The following is a 23,659-nucleotide window of genomic DNA, read 5'->3' as shown; positions in this document are numbered from 1 at the left end:
GATCGACTACCAACCAATGGCGTGCGGCAGCCAGATCGCGATCGCCGGAAACACGCACAGCGCGATCACGGCCACGACCTGAATGCCGATAAAGGGCATCACGCCCCGATAGATATCCCGCGTGGTGATTTCCGGCGGCGCCACACCACGCAGATAAAACAGCGACCAGCCGAACGGCGGCGTAAGAAAAGAAGTTTGCAGGATCATGGCAACGAGAATGCACAGCCAGGCCAGATTCACCCCGGACTGGGTGAAATACGGCAGGAACAAGGGCAACACGATGTAAGAGATCTCGATCCAATCGAGAAAGAAGCCCAGCACGAAAATCAGGACACCCATGAACGCAATGCCGCCCCATACGCCGCCAGGCAGCAACGCGAACAGCTGATCGACCAACACATCGCCGCCCAACCCGCGGAAGGCCAGGCTGAACACCTGGGCCGCGATCAGCACGAACAGCGTCATACCGGTGATCTTGAACGTCGACAACACGGTCTCGCGCATGACCTGGTAGCTCAGCCGGCCTGAGCACAGCACGAGCACGATGGAGCCGAGCGCCCCCATCGAGGCCGCCTCGGTCGGCGCGGCCACGCCCCCGATGATCGACCCGAGCACCAGGATAATCAGCGCCACTGGCGGCAATACCACCTTGACGAGATCGATCGCCAGACGGCCGGCACTCATCCCGGCCCGCTCGTCGGCATCGATCGGCGGCATGCGCTGCGGTTGCCATATCGCCACAACGGTGAGGTACACCAGATACAGCCCCGCGAGCATCAGGCTCGGGATCAACGCGCCCGCGAACAGCGTACCCACCGAGACACCGGAGATGTCGGACAGGATGATCAGCACCAGGCTCGGCGGGATGATCTGGCCGAGCGTGCCCGACGCGCAAATCGTGCCGCAGGTGATGCCCTTGTCGTAGCCGCGCGCGAGCAGCGTGGGCAGGCTGATCAAACCGACGGTGACCACCGTGGCGGCCACGATGCCGGTTGAGGCCCCCATCACGACACCGAACACGATGATGGCCAGCGCCATGCCCCCCGGCCGGCTGCCCGACAGATGACCGATGACTTCGAGCATGCGTTCGGCGAGCCGTGACTTTTCCAGCATCACGCCCATGAACACGAACAGCGGAATCGCTAGCAGCGTGTAATTGGTGACCACGCCGTAGATGCGCAGGGGCAGCAGATTGAACAGCGACTCCCCTGCGCCCGCGACACCGAACACAAGGCCTGCCGCGGTCAGCGCAAAAGGCACGGGGATGCCGACCAGCAGCAGCGCGAACAGCGCACCGACCATGACCAGGGCCAGATATTCAACGCCCATGCATGGCCTGCTGCCGTGGTATGAGCGCACGAATCCCGAGCGCCATGCCTTCCAGCGCGATCAGCACAAAACCCAGCGGGACGAATGCCTTGAGCAGAAAACGGTCGGGCAACCCGCCGGGCGTGGCCGAGCCCTCGCCCATTTGATAAGCCATGGTGACGAATCTCATTGAGACATAAGCGATGAACACCGAGGTCGGTATGATGATCAGGAAACACACCAGGATATTGATCCGGCGGCGGGTCGGCTCGGAAAAGCTCTGGTAGAAGATGTCGACCCGGACGTGCTCATCCTGCTGCAAGGTGAACGGTGCGCTGAGCATGGCGACCACCGCGAGCAGATGCCATTCGAGCTGCTGCTCGGCAACTGAACCGACGTGCCAGATATAACGGGCCAGCACATCGCTGGCCACCAGCAGCACCAACACCAGCGTAAGCCAGGCACAGATGCGCCCCATCCAGTGGATGCCTCCGTCGATCCCGTCGGCCAGGCGGCCCAGCGATTGCGAAAAGAATTGGATCGACATATGCATCACAGATTCTTGTCGAGCACCATCTTTTCGCTGATATCGAACCAGGCGTCGGCTTTCTTCTTGAAGTCGAAGTACGACTTGTTGACCTTCGCGACCTGCGGATCCTTCTTGACGTAGTCGCTGAGGATGTCGTTGCTGGCCGTGCGCAGCTGTTCGAGCACACCGTCCGGCAGATGCTTGACCTTCACGCCGTCCTTGTCGACGAGATCGCGCAGCGCATCCGGATTGTTGGCGTTGCACCAGGCGAAGCTGATCTCATTGCAGGCCGCCGCACAGTTTTCGACCACGGCCTGCAGATCGGGCGGCAGACTTTCCCAGGCCTGCTTGCCGATAAGCAGCTCGGTCACGGTGCCCGGCTCGTGCCAGCCCGGGGTGTAGTAGTATTGGGCCGCGTTCTGCAGTCCGAGCTGTCGGTCGAGATAAGGGCCAACGAATTCCGCGGCATCGATCACGCCACGATTGAGAGCCGGGAAGATGGAACTACCGGGCAGCAGCTTGACGCTGACGCCCAGCTGCTCGTAGACCTTGGCGGCCAGTCCGGGTATACGCATCCGCAGGCCCTTGAAGCTGTCCACGTTCTCGATCGGCTTCTTGAACCAGCCGGTCATCTGCATGCCGGTATTACCGCACGGTAATGCCTTCAGCCCGAAGTCCGAATAGATCTCGTCCCAGAGCTCGATGCCGCCGCCGTTATACAGCCAGGCATTGACGCCGAGCGTGCCCATGCCGAACGGCACGGCCGCAAAATACTGGGCCGCAAATACTTTTCCGGACCAGAAATACGAATTGCCCCAGTTCATGTGCACAGTGCCGGAACGCACGGCGTCGAATCCGCCGAAAGCCGGCACCAGCGACTTGGCGGCATAGAAATCGATTTTGAGACGCCCGTTGGATGCGGCTTCCACGCGTTTGCAAAAGTCTGTCGCACTGCCCGAGCCGGTGCTGTAGAAGGGCGCCCCCGGACCGTACGCGCTGGTCATCCGCCAGTGGAATGTCTTTTTTTCGGCCGCACTGGCGATCATCGGGGCGGATGCCGCCCCGGCCAGCGCACCAGCTCCAGTCTTCAGAAAATCACGCCGCTTGATGGTCATCGCTTATCTCCGTTGTCCCGATTGCAATGTCAAAAAAGGAATCGCTGCCCACCAGGCGCTAGGAGCAAGGTACGTGCCAGACCGGATCAATAACGTAACTATATGTTTGTTTTGATTAACATAAGAATTACCGGTTCGGATTCAGACAGCCCTCCGGCCACCGGAATGCACCCGGTTGGTGCCGTGTCGCCGGAACGCGAAATGACAATCGGAGCCGATTGACGGCCGCCGCTCACGTTTGTGCGGCACTGATTACCGGATGGCAGGAAAACTGCATGACGATGGGGCGTGTGCTTTATCGTTTGTCAAAAACGCATCGAAAAAGCGCCCGCCCCCTTTCAGTGCGACTTCGAGGTGACCCATGGACGATCTGGACCGACGCATTCTCGGCCTGTTGATCGAGGACGGCCGTCTTTCCTTTGCCGAGATCGGCCGGCGACTGGCGATCTCGCGTGCGCACGCGCGCGATCGCACCGCCAGCCTTCAGGCGCGCGGCGTGATCGAGCAGTTCACAGCGGTGGTGAATCCGGAAAAGGTCGGGGTGGGAATCTCGGCATTCCTGGACGCGAAAGTAGCGCCCACGCTGGTCGAGACGTTATGCGCCGAGTTGGCGACGCTTTCGGAGGTAGTCAGTCTGTACTTGATGAGCGACATGCGCAGCCTGCACATTCACACGCTCACCCACACCGAAGCGGATCTCGACGCCTTCGTGCGCGAGCACTTCTTCGCCCGTGAGGGGGTGCTGTCGATCGACTGCACGATGCTGCTACGGCGCATCAAGAACCGGCGCGGCGGACCGCGTATCTAGGGCCTGTTACCGTTTCATACCGCACCACCACGGCATGGAAAGCCCGATCATGTCGGCTTGTGCCGTACTCAAGGCAACGCCGCATACGGATGTGATCGCAGCGCTACCCGCCCTACCCGGGCGGCGTTTGCGTATCAGCCGTCGCCTTCGTCCACGGCTCGCAAGGCCTGCTCGGGAACCCGGACCGTGACGGTCGTGCCATCGTTGGTGTAGGTCCGCAATTCAGCATCGATGCGCTCGCCGAGCAGGGCGATCAATTCATGCCCGTTGCCCTGCGCGGTCGCCTTCGGTGGCATGCCCCGGCCGTTGTCGGCCACGGTGATGGTGAGATAGTCCCTTTCGCGCCGGAGCTTGACCCGCACGGTTCCCGACTGCCCTTGCGGAAAGGCATGCTTGGCGCTGTTGGCAATCAGCTCATTGACGATCAGGGCGAGCGGGATAGCGCGGTCGAGGTGGGCATGGGCGGATTCGATATCGGCCTCGATGCAGACATCCGAATGCTCGTTCTTATAGAACTGGTTGAGGTTGTCGCACAGTTCCTGGAGGTACTTGCCGAATTCGACGTCATGCGCCTGGCCGGACTGGTACAGATGCTGATGCAGGCGACCGAGCGTCGTCACACGGTTACGCACCGCGCGAAAACGCTGCTGGGCAACCGAGTCGTCGAGGCGGGCGGTTTCGATCGACAACAGATTGCTTACGACCTGCAGATTGTTCTTGACTCGATGATTGAGCTCGTCGAGCAGCGTTTCCTTTTCGCGCAGCAACACATCCTTGTCGTGCACGGCGCGCTCGAGCGCCTGCTCGGTCTGTGCGCGCTCGTGGGCCGAAGCCAGAACGTTGGCAAGCGATTGCAGGAACGCCGCGTCGTCCTCGTCGAACACACGGTTGCGCGCCGACGTGTCGGCCTCGAGCACGCCGAACGGCTCGCCATTCCCCTGGATGATGACGTTGATCGCCGTGTCGACCCCGTGATCGGCCAGCACCCGGGGCGTACGAAAGCGTTGCTCGCCCCGCAGATGGTTGGCGATGACCGGCCGGCCCGTATGCAGGGCGTACCCCGCGGGCGAGTCGAGCCCGCCGCCGATCGTGGCGTGGCCGACCACCCCTTCATGCCAGCCCACGCCGGCATACACGAGAAAATGGTTCTCGGCCGGCTGATAGATCAGAACCTTCGCCAGGCGCGAATGCACGCCTTCCGCGGCCAGCCGCGAGGCCTCGTTCGCCAGGGCCGCGAAGTCGCGGTTATTCAGCGCATACAAGCCAAACTCGGAGATCAGGGATTGCTGTCGCAGGCGGTATTCAATGGCTTGGTCTGTCATGTCACGCAAGCGGGCCAAAGTTCGTGGGACATAGACTCGATTCGCAACCAACGTACGCAGGATAGCCTACGCACGCTGAACATCATCGGCTCGAATGGCTGTATCCGAACCGACGCGAGCCGGCCGGTGGCCGGCTCCGAGACTCAGGGCGTGCTGGCAAGCAGCCTTGGCGCCGGAGCGCCGTCGCAGTGCAGGTATCGCGAATGCTTGATCCACGACGGCTTGGGGTAATACGCAAACACATACTGCCCATTCTTGAGACTGTTGATCAGCGGCTTGACCACGGCCGGCCGAACGGCCGGGCAGCCCAGACTGCGCCCCAGCCGTCCGACGCGATGGATGAAGGCAGGCGTGGCGTATTGCGCGCCGTGAATGACGATCGCGCGGCTGTAGGCGTTACTGTTGATGCCGGGTTCCAGACCTTTCAGGCGCAGCGCGTAGCCATCGTGCCCGTGGTAACTGTGCAGTGTGCGGAACAACCCCAGGCTGGACTCGTGGCTGTCCGGAACGTTGGAGAAATGCTCGGCCTCGTTGGCGCCGGTGGCCCGGCCATGCGCGACCCATTCCTTGAACAGCAGCTGCGGCTGCGATAAATCGAACACCCACAGGCGACGCCGGGTTGACGGCAGCGAATAATCGATCACGGCCAACCGATCCGCGCCAGGCTGGCCGTGGCGCTCGGCACAGGTCATGGCTGAGGCCGCCAACGCCAGTACACGCGGATTGGCGCCCGGCGCCAGACGTTCGAGCATGGCGGTCAGACTGCCGGCGTGGGCCAGGCCGGCGCAGGCCGCCCAGCCGATCAGAACCCGGCCGAGCATCCGGGCCGGCCACCACCGGACAGCCGCATTCGAACGCAAAAACCAGGCAAGACACGACAGCAGCTTGATCAGCATCGGCATTGGATCCCGTGTTGGCGCACACGGGCACGGACCTTGATCCCGATCAATCCGTGCCGCGGCACAAGCCGCCATTATGGCGAAATGATGATCGGCGACAAGCATTTGAGGCATTTCGCGTGGCGATCCGGCGCGATTTGACGGCTTTCGGCCTCGCCCTGCTGCTGTGGGCGCTGCAGGGCACAGCCTGGGCGCAGGCCGTGGATGAACCGGCGATCGCCGCGCAATTTCAGGCCATGCTGCCCCATGTGACGGCCGAGCCGTCGCCTGCCGGTGCCAGCATGGCACAGGTCCGGAATTTTTATGCCGCGCGCGATTTTCGCCCGGCCTGGGACGGGACGGCAACGGTGCCGGCCTTCCTGGCGGCACGGTATACACAGGTCGACGACGGTCTGGCGCCGCGCGATTACGGCGCCGATCGCCTTGTCGCCGCTTATCGTCAGGCCGGTGCATCGAACCGGACGACGGCCGCGACCCGCGCACGCTGCGACTTGAACACGACCCGACTGTATCTGAGCGTGCTCGACGATCTGAACCGCGGCAAGGTCGATCCGGCTCTGCTCGGCCCCAGCTGGGGCCTGCCCGCCGAACGCTACCGGCCCGACATGAGGTTATTGTCGCGGGCCGTGGACGCGCTGGACTTCGAACAGGCGTTTGCCCGCGCGCGCCCGGCCCATGCCACTTACCCGCGGCTGCCGGCGGCACTGGCGCATTATCTCAATATCAAAAGCCGGGGCAGCTGGCCACAACTGCCCGCGGGCTCGACTGTCCTGCACCCGGGTGATGTCGATCCTGGCGCGGCGGCACTCCGCCGTCGGCTGGCAGCCATTGGCGAACCGGTGGCCGCATCGGCCCGGCCCGATCTTTACGACGCGATCCCGGCCGGTGCGGTGCGCCGGTTTCAGTTCAATCATGATCTGGCGGTCGATGCGGTTGTCGGCGCGCAGATACTTTCGGCGCGGGCAGAAGCGTTCGACATTGCATGTGGCGGTCAATGCACGCAGCGATCAGATTCGCGTCAATGTCGAATCTGCAGACGATCGTGCCCGGCACAGTTCGAGCAAACACTCGATTCTCCGACATCACCGTCCCCGAAATATCCACCAGCACTCGTGTCTTGGCAGCCGCCGATCGCCTTCGCGCATCGGACTTGCCGGCACCGGCGACACGCGCGTTCCAGCAAACTCGCAGGCGTCCCGTCCGGCAGCGATTCACGACGAACCGGAATCGCGAGGGACCGGGAAGGCGGGGTCGGACTGGACTGATCGTGCGCAACACCCCGAACCGAAACCATACCGTGTCTGGGGCGCCGATCGGCCGCTCGCTCGACGAAACCATCGACGTCCCAGGCCAATCCGCGCATCGTGCGACCGTGCTCTGCGTCCTGCTGTGGATCACGACCGCGGGTTCACTGTTGTTCACGGCATTGAACCTCGCCCATCACCACTGGGCGCTGGCCGTGATCGAAGTCGGTCTGGCGGTATATGCCCTGGCATTGCTCAAGGCAACCCGCGGCCGGAGTGATCCCGGTCGCTACGCACTGGCCTATGTCATCCCGCTCAGCGTGGTGATCCTGTACGGCTATATCGCCGTACCGCTCGACGAATCGATCTACGTCTGGATGCTGGTGGTGCCGATGGTGTCGTACATCCTGCTCGGCCAGTGGCAGGGGTTCGCTGTCACCCTGGGCTTTTTCACGCTCGCCCTGGTCGTTTCGCTGTTCAAGCTCGGCGCCACCGCTTCCAACTGGGATGCGGCGGCAGTCAACCTCGTGGTCTGCTTCGTATCCGTCGCCGGCCTGGTCCATGTGTACGAAGTCGTCCGCTCGAACGCCGAAGAGCGGCTGCGCACTTCGGCGCTTCGGGATTCCCTGACGGGGGTGTTCAATCGCACCGGCGTCAACATGCGCTTCGACCACCACACGCGGCGCGTAGACGGCAAGTCCACGCCACTCGCCTTGATCGTGCTCGATCTGGATCATTTCAAGCGCATCAACGACAGCCACGGCCATCAGGCCGGCGACGATGTACTGCGCCGCGTCGCGCGCTGCCTCGATGCCCACATCGGGGCCCAGGACACCATCGCCCGCCTCGGCGGTGAGGAGTTCGTGGTCCTGCTGCCCGGTCGCGGGCTCGAACAAGCTCGAGGCATCGCCGAGCGCATGCGTTGTGCGATCGCGTCATCCCACGGCGCATTCGACATGGCACCGATCGAAGTCACGGCAACTCTCGGCGTGGCCGTGCGCGATCGTGATGAAAGCCTGGATACGCTGCTCGAACGCGCGGATGCCCGGCTGTATCGCGGCAAGCTCAATAATCGCAACCAGGTGGTCGCCACGGCGTAGCGCCGCCCGGGCCGGGCCGCGCTCCGGAAAATCGCCGGCACCGGTTGCACCGAGCCATTCATGCCGGCATATATGCCGGCATGAGTACCCCGGGTTCAAATACCGTGCGCAAGATCGTGCATGTCGACATGGATGCGTTCTATGCGTCGGTCGAACAGCGCGACAAACCCGAGCTGCGCGGCAAGCCGGTGGTCGTCGCCCAGCGCAGCCCGCGTTCGGTGGTCACCGCCGCCAGCTACGAGGCCCGCCCGTTCGGCATTCATTCGGCGATGCCGGCGTTGCGCGCGGCCAAACTATGCCCCGAAGCGGTGTTCGTACCGCCGGATTTCGCGCGCTACAAGGCCGTTTCGGCCCAGATCCGCGAGATCTTCTTTCGCTATACGCCACATGTCGAACCACTGTCGCTGGACGAGGCCTATCTCGATGTCACCGACCCGCTGATCCCTTCGACCTCGGCTACCGATACGGCGCGCGCGATCCGGACGGCGATCCGCGAGGAAACCGGGCTCACCGCCTCGGCGGGTATCGCACCGAACAAGTTCCTGGCCAAGATCGCTTCCGACTGGCGCAAGCCCGACGGCCAGTTCGTGATCAAACCACATCAGATCGAACGCTTTCTGGTCGATCTGGAGGTCGGCAAGATTCCGGGCGTGGGCCGCGTGATGCGCGCCAAGCTTGCCGAAATGAATATCGCGACCGCGGGCGATCTGCGCGCGGTGGGCGCGGCGGTGCTCGTCGAACGCTTCGGGCGTTGGGGCCAGCGTTTATCCGAGCTGGCCGAGGGCATCGACGAGCGCCCGGTGAAAGCCCATCGCGAGGCGGTGCAGATTTCGGCCGAGGACACGCTACGCGAGGATCTTCTGCTATCGGAACTGGCGCCACATATCCAGCGTATGGCCGACAAGACCTGGGCCAATTATCAACGCAAGGCCGAACGCGTGGCCTGCACCGTCGTACTCAAACTCAAGACTTCAGACTTCCAGATCCTGACGCGCAGCTACACGCCGGTCGCCCCGCCACGTAGCGCCGCCGAACTCACGGCCATTGCCTGTGCCCTGCGCGATCGGGTCGAGCGCAGCCCGAGCGAGCGCTATCGACTGGTGGGCGTGGGCCTGTCCGGATTCGTCGCGGATCATGAAGCCGTGCGCCAGACGGCGCTGTTCTGAATCGCCCCACCGTATCATCGCGCATTGACGCCGGCCGATCCCTTTGCTGCGATAGCGGAATAACTCGCAACGGTAACCACCATGAGCTACAAGCTCTATTACTGGCCGAGCATCCCCGGTCGCGGCGAATTCGTGCGTCTGGCGCTCGAGGATGCGGGCGCGGAATATGTCGATGTGGGCCGCGACCAGGGGGCGACGGCCGTCGCACAGATGATCCACAACGGCGCGCATTTCGCGCCGCCGATTCTGGCCGACGAATACGAATCGGTCTCGCATGTGGCGCATATCCTGGCCTGGATCAGCCGCCCGCTCGAACTCGCGCCCGGCGACGAGCGCGATTTCCGGCGCATGCATCAGATGCAGCTCACGGTGACCGATTTCGTCGGCGAGATTCACGATACCCATCATCCGCTCGGCCCGAGCCTGTACTACGATGAGCAGAAAGAGGCTGCGGCGCGACGCAGTGCCGTGTTCATCAGCGACCGGCTGCCGAAGTTTCTCGATTATTTCGAGCGCATGCTGACCGACAACCCGGACAGCGACGAATGGGCCATCGGCCGGCGCTGCACAACGCTCGATCTGTCGCTGTTTCAGGTCATGCGTGGCTTACGCCATGCCTTTCCGAACGCCCTTTCGGCGAACGAAACACCGGCACTCAACGAACTCACGCGCCGGGTCGCCCGGCGGCGGGGCATCGCCGCTTATCTCGATAGCGAGCGTTGCATCGACTTCAACCAGGACGGCATATTCCGCCACTATCCCGAACTCGACGGGCCGAACCGATGAAGCAGGACTTCTGGCTGGAACGTTGGAAAAAAAAACAGATCGGATTCCATCAGCCGGAGGGCCACCCCTTGCTGCGCGAACACTGGCCGCAATTGTCGCTGGTGGAAACCAGCCGCGTGCTCGTGCCCTTGTGCGGCAAGTCTCAGGACATGCTCTGGCTCGCCGAACAGGGACATCGGGTCACCGGCATCGAGTTCAGCCCCATTGCGGCCCGTGAGTTCTTCGAGGAAGCGGGTCTGGGTTGGCGGCGCGAACGCAGCGGCGCCTTCGATTGCTTCATAGGCGATCGCATCGAGATTCGCGTGGGTGATTTCTTCGACCTGCCGCGTGCGGACCTGGCACGGTTCGAGGGTTTCTACGATCGCGCCGCCTTGATTGCCCTGCCGGAGGACATGCGCCACGCCTACGTCGATCATCTGATGTCGGGGCTGCGTCGTGGCGCCACCGGCCTGCTGATCACCTTTGGCTACGACCAGACGATCATGGACGGACCGCCCTTCAACGTGGACGACGAGGATGTCGGCGAACTCTACGGCCGTTATGCCCATGTCGACCTGCTGGCCGAGCGGCGCGGCCTGCCCGAGAGCGATCACCTGCGCGACCGCGGGCTGACCGATGCGCGCGACGCCGTCTACCGTATCGTGCGGCGTTGACGAAAAACCGACGAAAACGAAAAGAAGTCTTGTCGAATACCGCGATCCAAGCTTAGATCGCGCCATCGCCCGCGCTGCCCGCCGCATGCAACCGCGCCTGCTCAAGCATCTCATGAACGTCTGGCCGCCCTTCGCCGCCAGCGGCATCCGTGTCGCCCATATCGCCGACGACTGGCGCCAGGCGCAGGTCACACTCCGCCTGCGGCCGTGGAACCGCAACTATGTCGGGACCCAGTTCGGCGGCAATCTGTTCAAGATGTGTGATCCGTTCTGGATGCTGCTGGCGATGGAACGCCTCGGCCGTGACTACATCGTATGGGACAAGGCCGGCGCGATCGATTTCGTCTCCCCCGGGCGGGAAACGGTACAGGCAACATTCGTGTTCGACGACGCCCTGCACGCCGAAGCCATCGTCGCCACCGAAGACGGTGACAAGTTCTTGCGCTGGTACGAAAACGACATCACCACCGCCGACGGCACGGTGATCGCCCGCATGCGCTTGCAGCTCTATATCCGCCGCAAGCGCCGCGACCGCTGATCGGACCAAGACGGACGCCCGCACCGAAATCGCGACCACGCTCGCCCGGTGCATGTTTCGCGAGTCACGATGCGCCCAACGTCTACGCTACTGAACGTGAGCCGACCAAGAACGAAAGACGTTCTTTATATCTGCGTAAATCTGCGTTGATCTGCGGATAAGTACTTTGAGAGAAAGGCAAAGTCCCCATGACCTGTTGCACACAAGGGCCTGTTGCCGTTTCGTGCGAGTCCGCGCCAAGCGCTGTTTTGCGGCAAGACGAGGCGTAGTGCGCGCCGTGCAGTCACTCTGCACAAGCGGGCTACAACGCTGGATTGCCGCAAAACAGCGCTTGTCCCGAAGGGTTGGGCCGCAAATCGCGCCCGGCGGCGTTGCAAGTCTTGATCGTGGCACGCCACGATCGGCGACTCGCGCCTTGCCGGACACGATTTGCGGTCTCCAACGCGGCGCTCGCACGAAACGGCAACAGGCCCTAGAACGCCGCCCGCCGATAACGCCGATAGCGCGGGAACCAGAAGTTGCGCTCCACTGACGCCTGGATCGCCTCGTCGGAAGACGACAGGGCCACGCCATCCTTCTGTGCCTGCTTGGCGACGGCAAATGCGATCGCCTTGGACAGTTCACGCACATCGGACAGCGCCGGCAGCAGGGCCCCGGTGTCCGAATGGGCCAGCGGCGAGTTTTCGGCCAGCGCGCGCGAGGCCGCCATCAACATTTCGTCGGTCACCTTCCAGGCATTGGCCGCGATCACGCCAAGCCCCACGCCGGGGAAGATATAGGCGTTGTTGCACTGGGCGATGGGAATCGTGCGGCCGTTGATCTCGACGTCGTCGAACGGGCTGCCGGTGGCGACCAGCGCGTCGCCGTCGGTCCAGGTGAGGATTTCTTCCGGGGTGGCTTCCACGCGCGAGGTCGGGTTCGACAGCGGCATCACGAACGGATGCTTGCACTGGCTGTGCATCTGCTTGATGACCTTCTCGGAGAACAGCCCGCGCTGGCCCGACACGCCGATGAGCACGGTCGGCTCGGCGTTCTCCACCGTCGTCATCAAGGCCTCGTCGCCGAGATCGCCCGACCAGTCCGACAGATCGGCTTTTTTCTGGGCCAGTTTCTGCTGGAAGTTGTAGAGATTATCCGTATCGTCGGTCAGCAGGCCCGACTTGTCGATCATGAAAATACGCTGGCGGGCTTCGGCGTCCGACAGCCCCTCGTCGACCATGGCCACGATGATCTGCTCGGCGATGCCGCAGCCGGCCGAACCGGCGCCGACGAACACGATGCGCTGGTCGGAGACCTTTTCCTGCTTCGCCTTGCAGGCGGCCAGCAGCGAGCCGACGCAGATCGCCGCGGTGCCCTGGATGTCGTCGTTAAAGCAGCAGATCTCATCGCGATAGCGCTTGAGCAGCGGATTGGCGTTGGTCTGGGCGAAGTCCTCGAACTGCAGCAGAATCTTCGGCCAGCGGCGCTTGACCGCCTGCACGAACAGATCCACGAACTCGGCGTAGGCCTCGTCGGAAATCCGTTCGTGGCGCCAGCCCATGTACATCGGATCGTCCAGCAACTGCTGGTTGTTGGTGCCCACATCCAGCACCACCGGCAGCGTATAGGCCGGCGACACGCCGCCGCAGGCGGTGTACAGCGACAGCTTGCCGATCGGAATCCCCATGCCACCGATGCCCTGATCGCCCAGGCCCAGAATGCGCTCGCCGTCGGTGACCACGATCACGCGCACGTTGTCCTTGGTGGCACTGCGCAGCATGTCGTCCATGCGATGGCGATCGGGGTAGGAAATGAACAGCCCGCGGTGATTGCGATAGATCTCGGAGAACTGCTCGCAGGCCTCGCCAACGGTCGGCGTGTAGATGATCGGCATCATCTCTTCGAGATGCTCCTCCAGCAGGCGGAAGAACATGGTCTCGTTGTCATCCTGAATGCCGCGCAGGTAGATATGCTTGTCGAGCGCCGTGTCGCAGGCCTTGTACTGCCGGTAGGCGCGCTCGACCTGTTCCTCGATGGATTCGACGTTCTGCGGTAGCAGACCGATCAGATTGAAGTCGACCCGCTCATCGGCCGAGAAGGCGCTGCCCTTGTTCAGAAGCGGCATTTCGAGCAGCGTCGGGCCGGCGTAGGGAATGTAGAGCGGGCGTTTTTCGCGATCGGTCATGGTGTCGGATGCGGGCAACGATGAGTGGGGTGCCTAGGATAACCTCTCTGCCCGGGTTGGCTACCCGGACAGCCGACCGAGACGACCACGCGCACTGGGGCCGGTTCATGCGAACGACAGCCGTCGGCGGCGAGTATCGCCGGATCGTACAATGCCGCACGTCGCCCGCCAGCTCCCGTTTCGATGTCGATCCATGCCCTGATCACGCTCGTTGTGCTGACCGCCGTTCTGGTCACCCTCGCCCTCAGTTCGCTGGGCGCCGATCTGGTGCTCATGGCCGGCCTGGTGGTACTGCTGGTGTTCGGCATCGTCTCCCCGGCCCACGCCTTGTCGGGTTTTTCCAACCCCGGGGTCGTAACCATTGCCGCGTTGTACATCGTGGTCGCCGGGCTGCGCGATACCGGGGCCACCGAATTACTCATCGGCCGCCTGCTCGGCCGTCCGCGCTCGATCCGCCATGCCCAGGCGCAGATCATGCTGCCGACTACGCTGATGAGCGCATTTCTCAACAACACGCCGGTGGTGGCCGCGCTGATTCCGGTGATCGGCGACTGGGCCCGCAAGTATCAGTTGCCGGTCTCGCAACTGCTCATGCCGCTGAGCTTTGCCGCGATTCTCGGCGGCACCTGCACGCTGATCGGCACCAGTACCAACCTAGTAGTGAATTCACTGCTGATCCGCCAGACCGGCCACGGCCTCGGCATGTTCGAATTGGCCTGGATCGGCCTGCCGATCGCGCTCGCCGGATTGGCGCTGATCATCGGCGCCAGTCGCTGGCTGATTCCCGACCGCCGCACGCCCGTCGCGCAACTCGACAACCCGCGCGAATACAGCGTGGAGATGATCGTGGCCGCCGACGGTCCGTTGCCGGGCCAGACCATCGAACAGGCTGGCCTGCGCCACCTGCCCGGCATGTTTCTGGCCGAGATCGAGCGCGACGGGGCGCTGCTGCCCGCAGTCTCGCCGCGCCAGCCGCTGGCGGCACACGACCGACTGGTGTTCGTCGGCATCGTGGATTCGGTGGTCGAGCTGCAGCGCATCCGCGGCCTGATGCCGGCCACCGAGCAGATCTTCAAGCTGGACAGCCCGCGCCGCGCCCGGGTGCTGATCGAAGCCGTGGTGTCGCCGAGCTGCCCGCTGATCGGTGCCAGCATCCGCGCCGGCGGTTTCCGTACGCGCTATAACGCGGTGGTGCTGGCCGTGGCCCGCGACGGTGAGCGGGTCCGGGCCAAGATCGGCGATATCGTCCTGCGCCCCGGCGATACGTTGCTGCTTGAAGCGCGCCCAGCGTTCGTAGCCCAGCAGCGCCATTCGCGCGATTTCTTCCTGGTCAGCCAGATCGAGAACTCGCACCCGCCGCAGCACCACAAGGCCTATACCGCGATCGCGGTGCTCGCGGCCATCGTGCTCAGCGTGGCCTTCGGGCTGATCGATATTCTGGAAGCCTCGTTGCTCGGTGCCGGCGCGGTACTGGCCTTGCGTTGCAGCACAGCGGAAGCGGCGCGGCGCGCGATCGACTGGTCGCTGCTGGTGGCGATCGGCGCGGCCATCGGCATGGGCGAGGCAGTGCAGAACACCGGGCTCGCCGCCGACTTCGCGCAGGCCCTGACGCACCTGGCCGGCCAGGGCACCCACGCAACGCTGGCCGCCCTGTTTATCACCACGGTGGTGATCAGCGCAGTGATCACCAACAACGCCGCCGCCGTGATCGTGTTTCCGGTGGCCGTATCGCTCGCCCACGGCGCGGGCGAGAACGTCATGCCGTATGTGATCACGGTGGTGATCGGCGCCTCGGCCAGCTTTCTCACGCCGATCGGCTACCAGACCAATCTGATGGTCTACGGCCCCGGCGGCTACCGCTTCACCGACTTCGTCCGTCTCGGCCTGCCGCTGACCGCGATCATCGGCGCGCTCACCGTGGTGCTCGTGCCGATGATCTGGCCCACGGGCGGCTGAGCCGAGCCGCGGCTCAGCGTTGGCTGTGCTGCCAGTTCTCGGGCCGATACCAGGCCTTGTCCTCGACGATCGGCGTACGGCCGCGCACCGCATCGGCGATCTTCTCGGCGATCATGATGGTCGGCGCATTGAGATTGCCGGTGGTGATGCGCGGCATGATCGAGGCATCGACCACGCGTAGCGATTCCACGCCATGCACCCGGCCCTCGCCGTCGACCACGGCTTCGTCGTGATGGCCCATGGCACAGGTCCCCGACGGATGGTAGGCGGACTCGCCCATCCGGCGCACCCAGGCATCGATCTCATCGTCGGACTGGACCTCGGGGCCCGGTCCGAACTCCTTGCCGCGATAACGATCGAACGGCTTCTGCTCGATGATCTCGCGGGTCAGACGGATCGAGTCGCGCATTTCACGCCGATCGCGCTCGGTGGCCATGTAGTTGAACAGAATTTTGGGCGCGGCCTTGTAGAACGACGAGGCCAGCGTGACCTCGCCGCGCGACTCCGGCCGCATCGGCCCGACGTGGGCCTGGAAGCCATGGCTGGTCGCCTTGGCGCTGCCGTCGTAGGACACGGCCATCGGCAGGAAGTGATACTGGATGTTCGGGTACTCGACGCCCGGCTCGCTGCGGATGAAGCCGCCCGATTCGAAATGGTTGGTCGCGCCCAGGCCCTTGCGCGTGAGCAGCCACTGGGCGCCGATCTTGCCCATGGCCGCCGGGCTCTGCGCCGAATACAGCGTGATCGGTTCCTTGCACTCGTACTGAACGTAGACTTCCAGATGATCCTGCAGATTCTGGCCGACGTTCGGATTCTCGTGCACCGGCGTGATGCCGTGCGCCCGCAACTGATCCACCGGCCCGATGCCCGAGAGCATGAGGATCTGCGGCGAATTGATCGCGCCGGCGCACAACAGCACTTCGCGCTCGGCCTCGACCCTGGAGCGCGTGCCGAGATGATCGATCTCGATGCCGACGGCCTTCTTGCCGTCCATCAGGATCCTGCGGGTGTAGGTCCGCGTCATCACCGTCAGGTTCGAACGCCGCATCACGCCGCCGCGCAGATAGGCGTTGGCAGTGGACCAGCGCACGCCGTCCTTGGTGGTCATGAACATCGGGCCCACGCCTTCCTGCTGGAAGCCGTTCATGTCTGCGGTGTATGGATAACCCGCTGCCATGCCCGACTCGATGAAGGCGTGATACAGCGGGTTGCGGCCCGGGCCGGTGGTCACATGCAGTGGGCCGCCGGCGCCATGATAGTCGTTTTCGCCCTGATCGAAATCCTCGGCCTTGCGGAAGTAGCCGAGCACATCCTTGTAGCGCCAGTCCTCCAGGCCGAAATCGTTGGCCCAGCCCTCGAAGTCGAGCGCGTTGCCGCGAACATACGCCATGCCGTTGATCGAGGACGACCCGCCCAGCACCCGCCCGCGCGGGCAATGCATGACGCGGTTGTCCATGTGGGGATCGGCTTCGGTGTGATAATTCCAGCTGTAGGTATCGCCGTTCATGGGATAGGCGAACGCCGACGGCATGTGGATGTAGATGGAGCGATCCATCGGGCCGGCCTCGACCAGCAGCACCGACACATTCTTGTCCTCGGACAGCCGGTGGGCCATCACGGCACCGGCCGAGCCGGCACCTACGATTACGTAATCGTATTGCTTCTTCGGGTTGCTCATGCGCTAGAAACCTCGTTTGAATCGAGCGTATCGATGATTCGCATCAGATCGCCTCGTCGTCGTCGCAGCCCTGGCCGGGGCGGATCGTCGTCAACGACCCCGCGCGATCGCGGGGCCGTGGCCGGATCAGGCGCCGGCACAACCCAACGCGTTAGTACGGCGCTTCCACCGCGCCGCGGGCGACGAACACGCTCTTGATCCGCGTGTAGTGCTCGAGCGCGCGCCGGCTGTTTTCCTTGCCGATGCCCGAACCCTTGATGCCGCCGAACGGCATCTCGATCGGCGTGATGTTGTAGTGGTTGATCCAGCAGATACCGGCTTCCAGTTCGCCGATCACCCGGTGGGCGCGCTCCAGATCGCGTGTGAACAGCCCGGCCGCCAGACCGAACTCGGTGTGGTTCGCGCGCTCGATTACCTCGGCCTCGTCGGTAAACGACAGCACGGACATCACCGGACCGAAGATCTCTTCGGTGACGATCTTCATGTCGTCGCTGCAAGCGTCGAACACGGTCGGCTGGATGAACACGCCGTATTCGCAGCCGTCCACCGCCACCTGTTCGCCGCCGATCACCAGCTTCGCGCCGCCGGCCTTGCCGGCCTCGATATAGTCGAGCACGATCCGGCCATGTTCCGGGCTGATCATCGGGCCGACATCCGTATCGGCATCGGCCGGATTGCCGATTCTGAGTTTTTCAACCCGGGCGACGAGCTTGTCGAGGAACGCCTCGCGCACCGATTCGTGCACGAACACACGCGTGCCATTGGTGCAGATCTCGCCCTGGGTGAAGAAGTTGGCCAACAGTGCCCCGGACACGGCATTGTCGAGATCGGCGTCGTCGAAGATCACCAGCGGCGACTTGCCGCCGAGTTCCAGCGACACGGTCTTGAGCGAACCGGCCGCGTCGGCCATGACTTTCTTGCCGGTATCCGCCCCGCCGGTGAGCGAGATCTTGTCGATGCCGCGGTGGTTGGACATCGCCTGCCCGGCATCGCCGAAGCCCGGCACGATGTTCAGCACGCCGTCCGGCAGCCCCGCCTCCTTGGCCAGCTCGCCCAGACGCAACGCCGAGAGCGGCGTCAGTTCGGAGGGCTTGAACACCAGCGTGTTGCCCGCCGCCAGCGCCGGCGCCGACTTCCAGCAGGCGATCTGCAGCGGGTAGTTCCAGGCGCCGATAGCCCCGACCACACCCAGCGGCTCCGGCCGTGTGTAGAAGAAACCGCCGTCGACTTCCTGGTACTCGCCCTGTATCGAGCTGGCCTGGCCGGCGAAGTATTCGAGGCAATCCGCGCCCGAATCAACGTCGGCTTCCGGCGTCTCGGCGATCGGCTTGCCGCCATCCAGCATCTCCAGTCGCGCCAGTTCGTCGCGGTGCTCGCGCAGCAATACCGACAACCGATGCAGAATCCGCCCGCGCTCGACACCATTTAGGGCCTTCCAGGGGCCGAGTGCGGCGCGTGCCGCGGCCACGGCCGCATCGATATCCGCCGTGCCGGCCTTCGCCACCTGCGCCAGCGACTCGCCGGTCGCGGGATTCACCGTTTCGAAGAATTCGCCCGATTCGGCTTCGACGTATGCGCCGTCGATCCAGAGGAGTTTCCGCTCGCCCGATGCTGTCATGTCTGCCTACCGTGCCTATGGCCCTGGAAAACCGACTATGCTAACACGCAGCCATGACGATTCTTTTGCGCCGCGATCTGCCCGCGCCCGGGTTTTCAACATCGCTCGGGGATAAGCCTGTGGATAACATCGGGGAGAAGCATCCCAGCCACCGTGTAACGAAGGCCGGAGCAGAATGAACATTTTATGACCAGCGCTTAGGCAGCAATCGGCGCGCGGCAAAATAAGCCATCGCACCCCGCCCGCGCGACCCCCCGGGTTTTGCACACCGAGCCTGAACAAGCCTGTGGACAGCTCGGTTACAAACGCTTGAAACGCCCACAACACGGGGGCTGCGAACAGTTTGATCAAATTCTGACCAGATCGCTATCGTCCCGGGCGCGACCACTGGCCGCGCCCCACACCGCTGCCGGCGACCGCGACCGACGCGGCTTGTTGCAGGAACTTGTCAGCCCCGGTGCTAGGCGCTGAGCCGGCGCACTTTTTCACAGACGCGCTGTACAAGCCTGTGTATAACTCTGTGGTAAACGCCGCAATCGCCGTCTCCACGCGCATTGCAGCAGACTGATCAGTCCTTGACCAACCCCGGCCCGCGCGCCACATCGCGACCGCCGGACGCGAAAAACCCGCGACCGGCAACCGGCCGCGGGTTTGGCAGGACAACGACAACTGCGCCCGGATCAGGACGGCGCGTCGCCGGTTTCCTCCGGAGCCGCGTCGTCGCCGCGCCGCCGCCGCTTGGGCCGGTAGTTCGGGTCGTCGGCATCGACATCGGCATCGGCTTCCAATACCCGCACATTCGCCGCCGGCGCCTGCCCCTGGCGATCCTCGCCGAACCAGAGCGTCTGATGCGGGAACGGGATCTCGATCCCGGCCCGGTCGAAGTGGATCTTGACCAGGCGGTTGAACGCGCGGCCCACGCCCCACTGCGTGCCGGGCGTGGTCTTGATCATGATACGGATGTTGACCGCACTGTCGGCCAATGCGGTCACTCCCGGTACAGTCATGTCCTCGAGGATATTCGGCCCCACGTCCGGGTCGGACTTGAGATCCTCGAACGCCTCGCGCAGGTAGTAGATCGCGTTGTCGATATCCTCGCGATAGGCGATGCCGTACTCGGTACGGAAATACGCCCAGTCGCGCATGAAGTTCGACACCACGCTCGCCGAGGAGAACGGCACGATGTGGTAGGCGCCGTCGATGTCCCGAATCGACACCGAGCGGATGGTCAGGCGTTCGGCCGTCCCGGTGACGCCGCCTACGCTCACCACGTCGCCCGTGTTCATGGCGTTTTCCAACTGGATGAATACGCCGGTGATGATGTCCTGTACCAGCTTCTGCGCACCGAAGCCGATGGCCAGACCGAACACCCCGGCACCGGCGATCAACGGGCCGATGTTCACACCGATCTGCGACAGGGTGATCATGATGGTAAAGGTCGCGATCAGTACCGCCAGTGCATTGCGGAACAGCACCAGCAGGGTCTGCTGGCGCGCGCTCGGCGCCCCGCCCCCGGTGTTCGGACTCAGACGATGCTCGATCACGCTGGCGGCAACGAGCCAGAACAGGGCCGCCGCGACCAGTATCACGGCCACCTTCAATGTCACCGAAATCGTCGTCAGGCCGGCACTGGAGGTCAGCCAGGTATTGAGGTCGAACACGTGCCAGGCATTCGCGACCACCGCCGCGAAGATCAAGAGAATGACAACCCGGACGGCCTTGAGCGCGGCCGGCACGTAGGAGTTCACCCGCGCCTCCAGCAACGGCAACTTGTCATGCAGCGACTCGGGGAAGGTAATGCGATGGCCGATGGCGCGGGATAAAAGCCCCGACAGGCCAATGCCGATCCCGGCGGCGACCAGGCTCTGCGCGGTGGCCGAGAGCATGAACGGTAATGCGCCCGCCGGATCGGCCTGGCTGGCAAAGAACAGCACGGAAAAATACACGACTGCGATCAGGACCCATAGCCGGGCGAACAGTCGGTAAAGCACCGCGAAAAAACCGATGGACGCGGTCTCTGCCTTGTGAATCAGGCGTTCGGTAAGCACACGGCGATTGGCGAAGATGACCTTGAGCGCATACACATAGGCCGCCCCCATGATGAGAAAAGTCAACACCGCCCCCATGAACAGCGACAGCTGGGCATTGACAATAGGCACGGCCACCAGCAGTCCGTAACCGACCACGCCGACGAACCAGCGCAGTCGCAGGCTCCACCAGCGGGCCACATCGGCGTCGACCTGGATCAGTCGCAGGCTATCGTAACGTTCGGCGAACAATGCCCGAATCGCGACCTTGATCAACTCCACCAGCACGAAGGCGTTGATGAACAGCGATTCCCGCGTGCCCATGCTGCCATGGTCGCCGACGGCGTACAGCCCGACAAAATAGCCGGCGCTGCCAGCAGCCAGCACGACAGCCGTATCAACGGCGATGCCGACCAGGACGCCCGCCGCCCGGCGGAAGAGCCCGCGACCTTTCGCCCCGGCAGTGGCAAAGCGACTGATCCCGGAAAACAGCACCGTGGCCACCAGGCGTAGCACCAGGAACGCCACGATGGTGGCCGCAACCACCTCGGCGAATATCAGCAACGCGCCGAAGAAGACGCTCGCATTGAACACGCCTGCACTGTGCTTGCCATTGCCCTTGTGCGCCAGCGCCACCACCGTGTGCCAGGCGCCGACGATATGGGCGCTGATGGCCTCCGACCAGGACGAAGTGATCTGTGCGAAGCGACGGGCGAACGAGGCGCTCTGCTTCGATACCGGCTGTTTCCGACCCGTGGCGGCTGGCCCGGACGCGCTGCCCTTGGCACCCGACTCGGCCTTGGCGGCCTGTCTCAGCTCATGGATCAGCTGCTTGCGCGTCTTGTCGTTCTCCAGCAGATTGGCCAGCTGGTTCAGCGACACCGACTGACCCGAGTCACTCTTAGCGGCATTCTGGCTCTGCGGTGCAGCGGCATCGGCCTGAACCAGCGGCGCGAGGGCGAACAGACAAATCAGGGCGCAAGCGAGAAAGGCCGGCATGAGGCCGGCTCTCGAACACAGCGCTCGGTATGGATCCATGGGCGTTCTACCTTGTGGCGATTTATCCGTGGAGATCACGCCTGAGGCCGTCATGGCGAAACATGCGAGCGCCGGGACCCCAGACTCCAGCGCTCCATGATGCCGTCCCGTGGGTCATCAAACAATCGCGCACGACCGAGATACCGCCCCGAATCGCGCCGATGTGGCCGGCATTGGCGCCCGCCTGCCCCGTTCGACGTGGGCGCTGCGCACGATCGCGTGCCGGACACGCCGGGCTATCGCGACCGGCCGTGGCGCAGACAATCGGGGCGCGCCACCTCGGCCGTTTCGCGGGCTGTGCGGCGGGTCAATCGTCCGCAGGCTCCGACGGCACGATGGTGCCGACCCGCGCCAGCGCCCGTCGGGTATCGAAGAAACAACACCGAATCCGCTCGAGGTCGCTGCTTTCGGACAAACCGTGCCCCGCGGCTTCGAGAATCGTCTCGGCGTGCCTCGCCAGCGCCCGGCGTTCGAGATCGCGCCGGGTCAACGGCGCCAGCTTCTCGATCACGCGGAGCATTTCCCGCATGGTGATCACGCTGGTCCGGCCATAGTTGCGAATGGGCATGAACGCCGCATCGAGCAGGTCGTGAAAATTCGGCACGCGAATGATCAGCCGCATCTCGCCGCCCGGATCGGTCACCACCTCGGTGGGCATGGGCCGCGCAATCAATACCGCCAGCGACCGGCCGATGCGATTAACACAGTCCAGTGCCGTGAACGGATTGTTGAGCGCCGGTGACAGCGCCCGCACCCCGATCTCGGCCATCTGGTTCAGCGCGAACAACAGATCGTGATCGGTCATGCGGCTGCGCCCGAGGATGTATTCGCGGGCGGCATGACCGGCCGTATCCTGGTCGAGCCCGGCACCGTGCAGGCGGGCCAGCACGCCGCCGGGCAACACGTAATCGCCGTAGCTCACGCGCGATTCGATCACGATGTCGTGGCGCTGCGCGATCTCGAGCAGCGCCTCGATCCCGATCGCCTGCACATACCCGCCGTCGTGCGCGAGCAGATCCTGCGTGCCATGGCCGAGTTCGGGCGCCGACATGCCGTCATCGCCTGCGTGGTCGGGATACATGCGGTCGATGGCCTGGTCGAATTCCACCCCCACCGTCTCCAGTACCTCCGGCGCAGCGAACAGCTGGGCCATGTGGTGGGTGAAATAGATCAGCGTGCAGGTCGCGAACAGCGCCAGCACGAAGCCCACGCTCAGCGACACGTCCGGCACGAACCGGTTCTCCGGATCGTTGCCGACCATGTGGAAGACGAGCATGCAGTAGACGAAGGTGGCCAGGAAGATACCCAGCACGGTCTGATTGGCCCGGTCGCGCATGAAACTGCGGATCAGGCGATGACCGAACTGGCTGGTGGCCAGCGTGAGCACGACCATCATGGTCGAGAACACCACCGTCGCGATCGCCACCATCGCGCCGGTAAGCGTCTGCAGCAGGTTGGTGGCGTTGGTGGTGCCGCCGGAATAGAACAGGGCCTGCAGCACGCCGCCGGCCGGATGCAGTTCGTCGATCGTCAGCGTAATCGCGAACAGGATCAGCCCGGCCAGCATCATCAGCGAGGGCAGAAACCAGAAACTGGAGCGGGCCAGCTCCCAGAATTCGTGGACTCGTGCGCGCATACACGGCTCCTGCTGTCCCCGGCGATCCGCCGCGGATCAGGTGCGGCGTCCCCCGTAAAAAAGCCGTCGACCGC

Annotated in this window: 18 protein-coding genes; 8 read left to right on the top strand and 10 right to left on the bottom strand. The window is 63.9% G+C overall.

Going from position 1 to position 23,659, the window contains the following annotated elements; translation table 11 throughout:
* Positions 1-6: 6 nt before the first annotated feature.
* From SALB1_RS12895 to SALB1_RS12885, 3 genes are read right to left on the bottom strand one after another with little or no spacing between them, the layout of a single operon-like run.
* Positions 7-1,329: a TRAP transporter large permease subunit gene (locus SALB1_RS12895; protein WP_109994236.1), complete on the bottom strand. Its 1,323-nt coding sequence runs from the start codon at positions 1,327-1,329 to the stop codon at positions 7-9.
* Positions 1,319-1,861, bottom strand: a complete 543-nt coding sequence (locus SALB1_RS12890; protein ID WP_199678796.1) for a TRAP transporter small permease subunit — start codon at positions 1,859-1,861, stop codon at positions 1,319-1,321. The genes SALB1_RS12895 and SALB1_RS12890 overlap by 11 nt, the downstream gene beginning before the upstream one ends.
* The gene (locus SALB1_RS12885; protein ID WP_109994235.1) at positions 1,861-2,952 is read right to left on the bottom strand and encodes a TRAP transporter substrate-binding protein; all 1,092 of its coding nucleotides are present in this window, start codon (positions 2,950-2,952) and stop codon (positions 1,861-1,863) included. Before SALB1_RS12885 ends, SALB1_RS12890 begins: the two co-directional genes overlap by 1 nt.
* Positions 2,953-3,313: 361 nt before the next feature.
* Between SALB1_RS12885 and SALB1_RS12880 the strand changes: the two genes are divergently transcribed.
* Entirely contained in the window at positions 3,314-3,760 is a 447-nt protein-coding gene (locus tag SALB1_RS12880) for an Lrp/AsnC family transcriptional regulator (RefSeq protein WP_109994234.1), read from the top strand.
* Positions 3,761-3,894: 134 nt separating this feature from the next.
* Here SALB1_RS12880 and SALB1_RS12875 read toward each other — a convergent pair whose 3' ends face one another.
* Both SALB1_RS12875 and SALB1_RS12870 read right to left on the bottom strand, forming a co-directional pair.
* A complete protein-coding gene (locus tag SALB1_RS12875) occupies positions 3,895-5,082 on the bottom strand; it encodes a sensor histidine kinase (RefSeq protein ID WP_145961322.1) in 1,188 nt (395 codons plus the stop codon).
* A 143-nt stretch (positions 5,083-5,225) separates the two neighbouring features.
* Positions 5,226-5,903: a murein L,D-transpeptidase catalytic domain family protein gene (locus SALB1_RS12870; RefSeq protein WP_109995425.1), complete on the bottom strand. Its 678-nt coding sequence runs from the start codon at positions 5,901-5,903 to the stop codon at positions 5,226-5,228.
* Positions 5,904-6,100: 197 nt separating this feature from the next.
* Between SALB1_RS12870 and SALB1_RS19060 the strand changes: the two genes are divergently transcribed.
* From SALB1_RS19060 to SALB1_RS12840, 6 genes are all read left to right on the top strand, one after another.
* Complete coding sequence (locus tag SALB1_RS19060; protein ID WP_158590738.1) at positions 6,101-7,246, top strand: hypothetical protein; 1,146 nt, start codon at positions 6,101-6,103, stop codon at positions 7,244-7,246.
* 2 nt (positions 7,247-7,248) lie between these two features.
* Positions 7,249-8,325: a GGDEF domain-containing protein gene (locus SALB1_RS12860; RefSeq protein ID WP_158590737.1), complete on the top strand. Its 1,077-nt coding sequence runs from the start codon at positions 7,249-7,251 to the stop codon at positions 8,323-8,325.
* 80 nt (positions 8,326-8,405) lie between these two features.
* Positions 8,406-9,491: a DNA polymerase IV gene (gene dinB / locus SALB1_RS12855; protein ID WP_179950666.1), complete on the top strand. Its 1,086-nt coding sequence runs from the start codon at positions 8,406-8,408 to the stop codon at positions 9,489-9,491.
* An 81-nt stretch (positions 9,492-9,572) separates the two neighbouring features.
* Positions 9,573-10,277, top strand: coding sequence for a glutathione S-transferase (locus SALB1_RS12850; RefSeq protein WP_109994230.1), 705 nt, complete (start codon positions 9,573-9,575; stop codon positions 10,275-10,277).
* The gene (locus SALB1_RS12845; protein ID WP_109994229.1) at positions 10,274-10,930 is read left to right on the top strand and encodes a thiopurine S-methyltransferase; all 657 of its coding nucleotides are present in this window, start codon (positions 10,274-10,276) and stop codon (positions 10,928-10,930) included. The genes SALB1_RS12850 and SALB1_RS12845 overlap by 4 nt, the downstream gene beginning before the upstream one ends.
* Positions 10,893-11,468: a DUF4442 domain-containing protein gene (locus SALB1_RS12840; RefSeq protein WP_255414396.1), complete on the top strand. Its 576-nt coding sequence runs from the start codon at positions 10,893-10,895 to the stop codon at positions 11,466-11,468. Before SALB1_RS12845 ends, SALB1_RS12840 begins: the two co-directional genes overlap by 38 nt.
* 472 nt (positions 11,469-11,940) lie before the next feature.
* Here SALB1_RS12840 and SALB1_RS12835 read toward each other — a convergent pair whose 3' ends face one another.
* Positions 11,941-13,632 (bottom strand): NAD-dependent malic enzyme, encoded by a 1,692-nt coding sequence (locus tag SALB1_RS12835; RefSeq protein ID WP_109994227.1) that lies wholly within the window; start codon positions 13,630-13,632, stop codon positions 11,941-11,943.
* Between the two features lie 183 nt (positions 13,633-13,815).
* Here SALB1_RS12835 and SALB1_RS12830 point away from each other — a divergent pair, with 183 nt between their 5' ends.
* Positions 13,816-15,588 (top strand): SLC13 family permease, encoded by a 1,773-nt coding sequence (locus tag SALB1_RS12830; protein ID WP_109994226.1) that lies wholly within the window; start codon positions 13,816-13,818, stop codon positions 15,586-15,588.
* 13 nt (positions 15,589-15,601) lie between these two features.
* Here SALB1_RS12830 and betA read toward each other — a convergent pair whose 3' ends face one another.
* The 4 genes from betA to SALB1_RS12810 all read right to left on the bottom strand — a co-directional run bounded on the left by betA (position 15,602) and on the right by SALB1_RS12810 (position 23,585).
* On the bottom strand, positions 15,602-17,266 hold the full coding sequence (betA, locus tag SALB1_RS12825; protein ID WP_109994225.1) for a choline dehydrogenase: 1,665 nt from the start codon (positions 17,264-17,266) through the stop codon (positions 15,602-15,604).
* 151 nt (positions 17,267-17,417) lie between these two features.
* The gene (gene betB / locus SALB1_RS12820) at positions 17,418-18,884 is read right to left on the bottom strand and encodes a betaine-aldehyde dehydrogenase (RefSeq protein ID WP_109994224.1); all 1,467 of its coding nucleotides are present in this window, start codon (positions 18,882-18,884) and stop codon (positions 17,418-17,420) included.
* Positions 18,885-19,564: 680 nt separating this feature from the next.
* The gene (locus SALB1_RS12815) at positions 19,565-21,949 is read right to left on the bottom strand and encodes a mechanosensitive ion channel domain-containing protein (RefSeq protein WP_255414395.1); all 2,385 of its coding nucleotides are present in this window, start codon (positions 21,947-21,949) and stop codon (positions 19,565-19,567) included.
* A gap of 307 nt (positions 21,950-22,256) precedes the next feature.
* Positions 22,257-23,585, bottom strand: coding sequence for a DUF2254 domain-containing protein (locus SALB1_RS12810; protein WP_109994222.1), 1,329 nt, complete (start codon positions 23,583-23,585; stop codon positions 22,257-22,259).
* Positions 23,586-23,659 lie beyond the last annotated feature (74 nt).

Origin of the sequence: Salinisphaera sp. LB1 (assembly GCF_003177035.1) — a bacterium.
Taxonomy (GTDB): domain Bacteria; phylum Pseudomonadota; class Gammaproteobacteria; order Nevskiales; family Salinisphaeraceae; genus Salinisphaera.
This window is presented reverse-complemented; position numbering and strand designations above follow the sequence as displayed.

What these genes read in the sequence shown, in the direction of transcription:
- betB (WP_109994224.1), bottom strand. Translation starts at nt 18,884, where the DNA reads ATGACAGCATCGGGCGAGCGGAAACTCCTCTGGATCGACGGCGCATAC.
- SALB1_RS12810 (WP_109994222.1), bottom strand. Translation starts at nt 23,585, where the DNA reads ATGCGCGCACGAGTCCACGAATTCTGGGAGCTGGCCCGCTCCAGTTTC.
- SALB1_RS12870 (WP_109995425.1), bottom strand. Translation starts at nt 5,903, where the DNA reads ATGCTCGGCCGGGTTCTGATCGGCTGGGCGGCCTGCGCCGGCCTGGCC.
- SALB1_RS12850 (WP_109994230.1), top strand. Translation starts at nt 9,573, where the DNA reads ATGAGCTACAAGCTCTATTACTGGCCGAGCATCCCCGGTCGCGGCGAA.
- SALB1_RS12830 (WP_109994226.1), top strand. Translation starts at nt 13,816, where the DNA reads ATGTCGATCCATGCCCTGATCACGCTCGTTGTGCTGACCGCCGTTCTG.
- SALB1_RS12835 (WP_109994227.1), bottom strand. Translation starts at nt 13,632, where the DNA reads ATGACCGATCGCGAAAAACGCCCGCTCTACATTCCCTACGCCGGCCCG.
- SALB1_RS12880 (WP_109994234.1), top strand. Translation starts at nt 3,314, where the DNA reads ATGGACGATCTGGACCGACGCATTCTCGGCCTGTTGATCGAGGACGGC.
- dinB (WP_179950666.1), top strand. Translation starts at nt 8,406, where the DNA reads ATGAGTACCCCGGGTTCAAATACCGTGCGCAAGATCGTGCATGTCGAC.
- SALB1_RS12885 (WP_109994235.1), bottom strand. Translation starts at nt 2,952, where the DNA reads ATGACCATCAAGCGGCGTGATTTTCTGAAGACTGGAGCTGGTGCGCTG.
- SALB1_RS12895 (WP_109994236.1), bottom strand. Translation starts at nt 1,329, where the DNA reads ATGGGCGTTGAATATCTGGCCCTGGTCATGGTCGGTGCGCTGTTCGCG.
- SALB1_RS12890 (WP_199678796.1), bottom strand. Translation starts at nt 1,861, where the DNA reads ATGCATATGTCGATCCAATTCTTTTCGCAATCGCTGGGCCGCCTGGCC.
- SALB1_RS12840 (WP_255414396.1), top strand. Translation starts at nt 10,893, where the DNA reads ATGCGCGCGACGCCGTCTACCGTATCGTGCGGCGTTGACGAAAAACCG.
- SALB1_RS12845 (WP_109994229.1), top strand. Translation starts at nt 10,274, where the DNA reads ATGAAGCAGGACTTCTGGCTGGAACGTTGGAAAAAAAAACAGATCGGA.
- betA (WP_109994225.1), bottom strand. Translation starts at nt 17,266, where the DNA reads ATGAGCAACCCGAAGAAGCAATACGATTACGTAATCGTAGGTGCCGGC.
- SALB1_RS12875 (WP_145961322.1), bottom strand. Translation starts at nt 5,082, where the DNA reads ATGACAGACCAAGCCATTGAATACCGCCTGCGACAGCAATCCCTGATC.
- SALB1_RS12815 (WP_255414395.1), bottom strand. Translation starts at nt 21,949, where the DNA reads ATGGATCCATACCGAGCGCTGTGTTCGAGAGCCGGCCTCATGCCGGCC.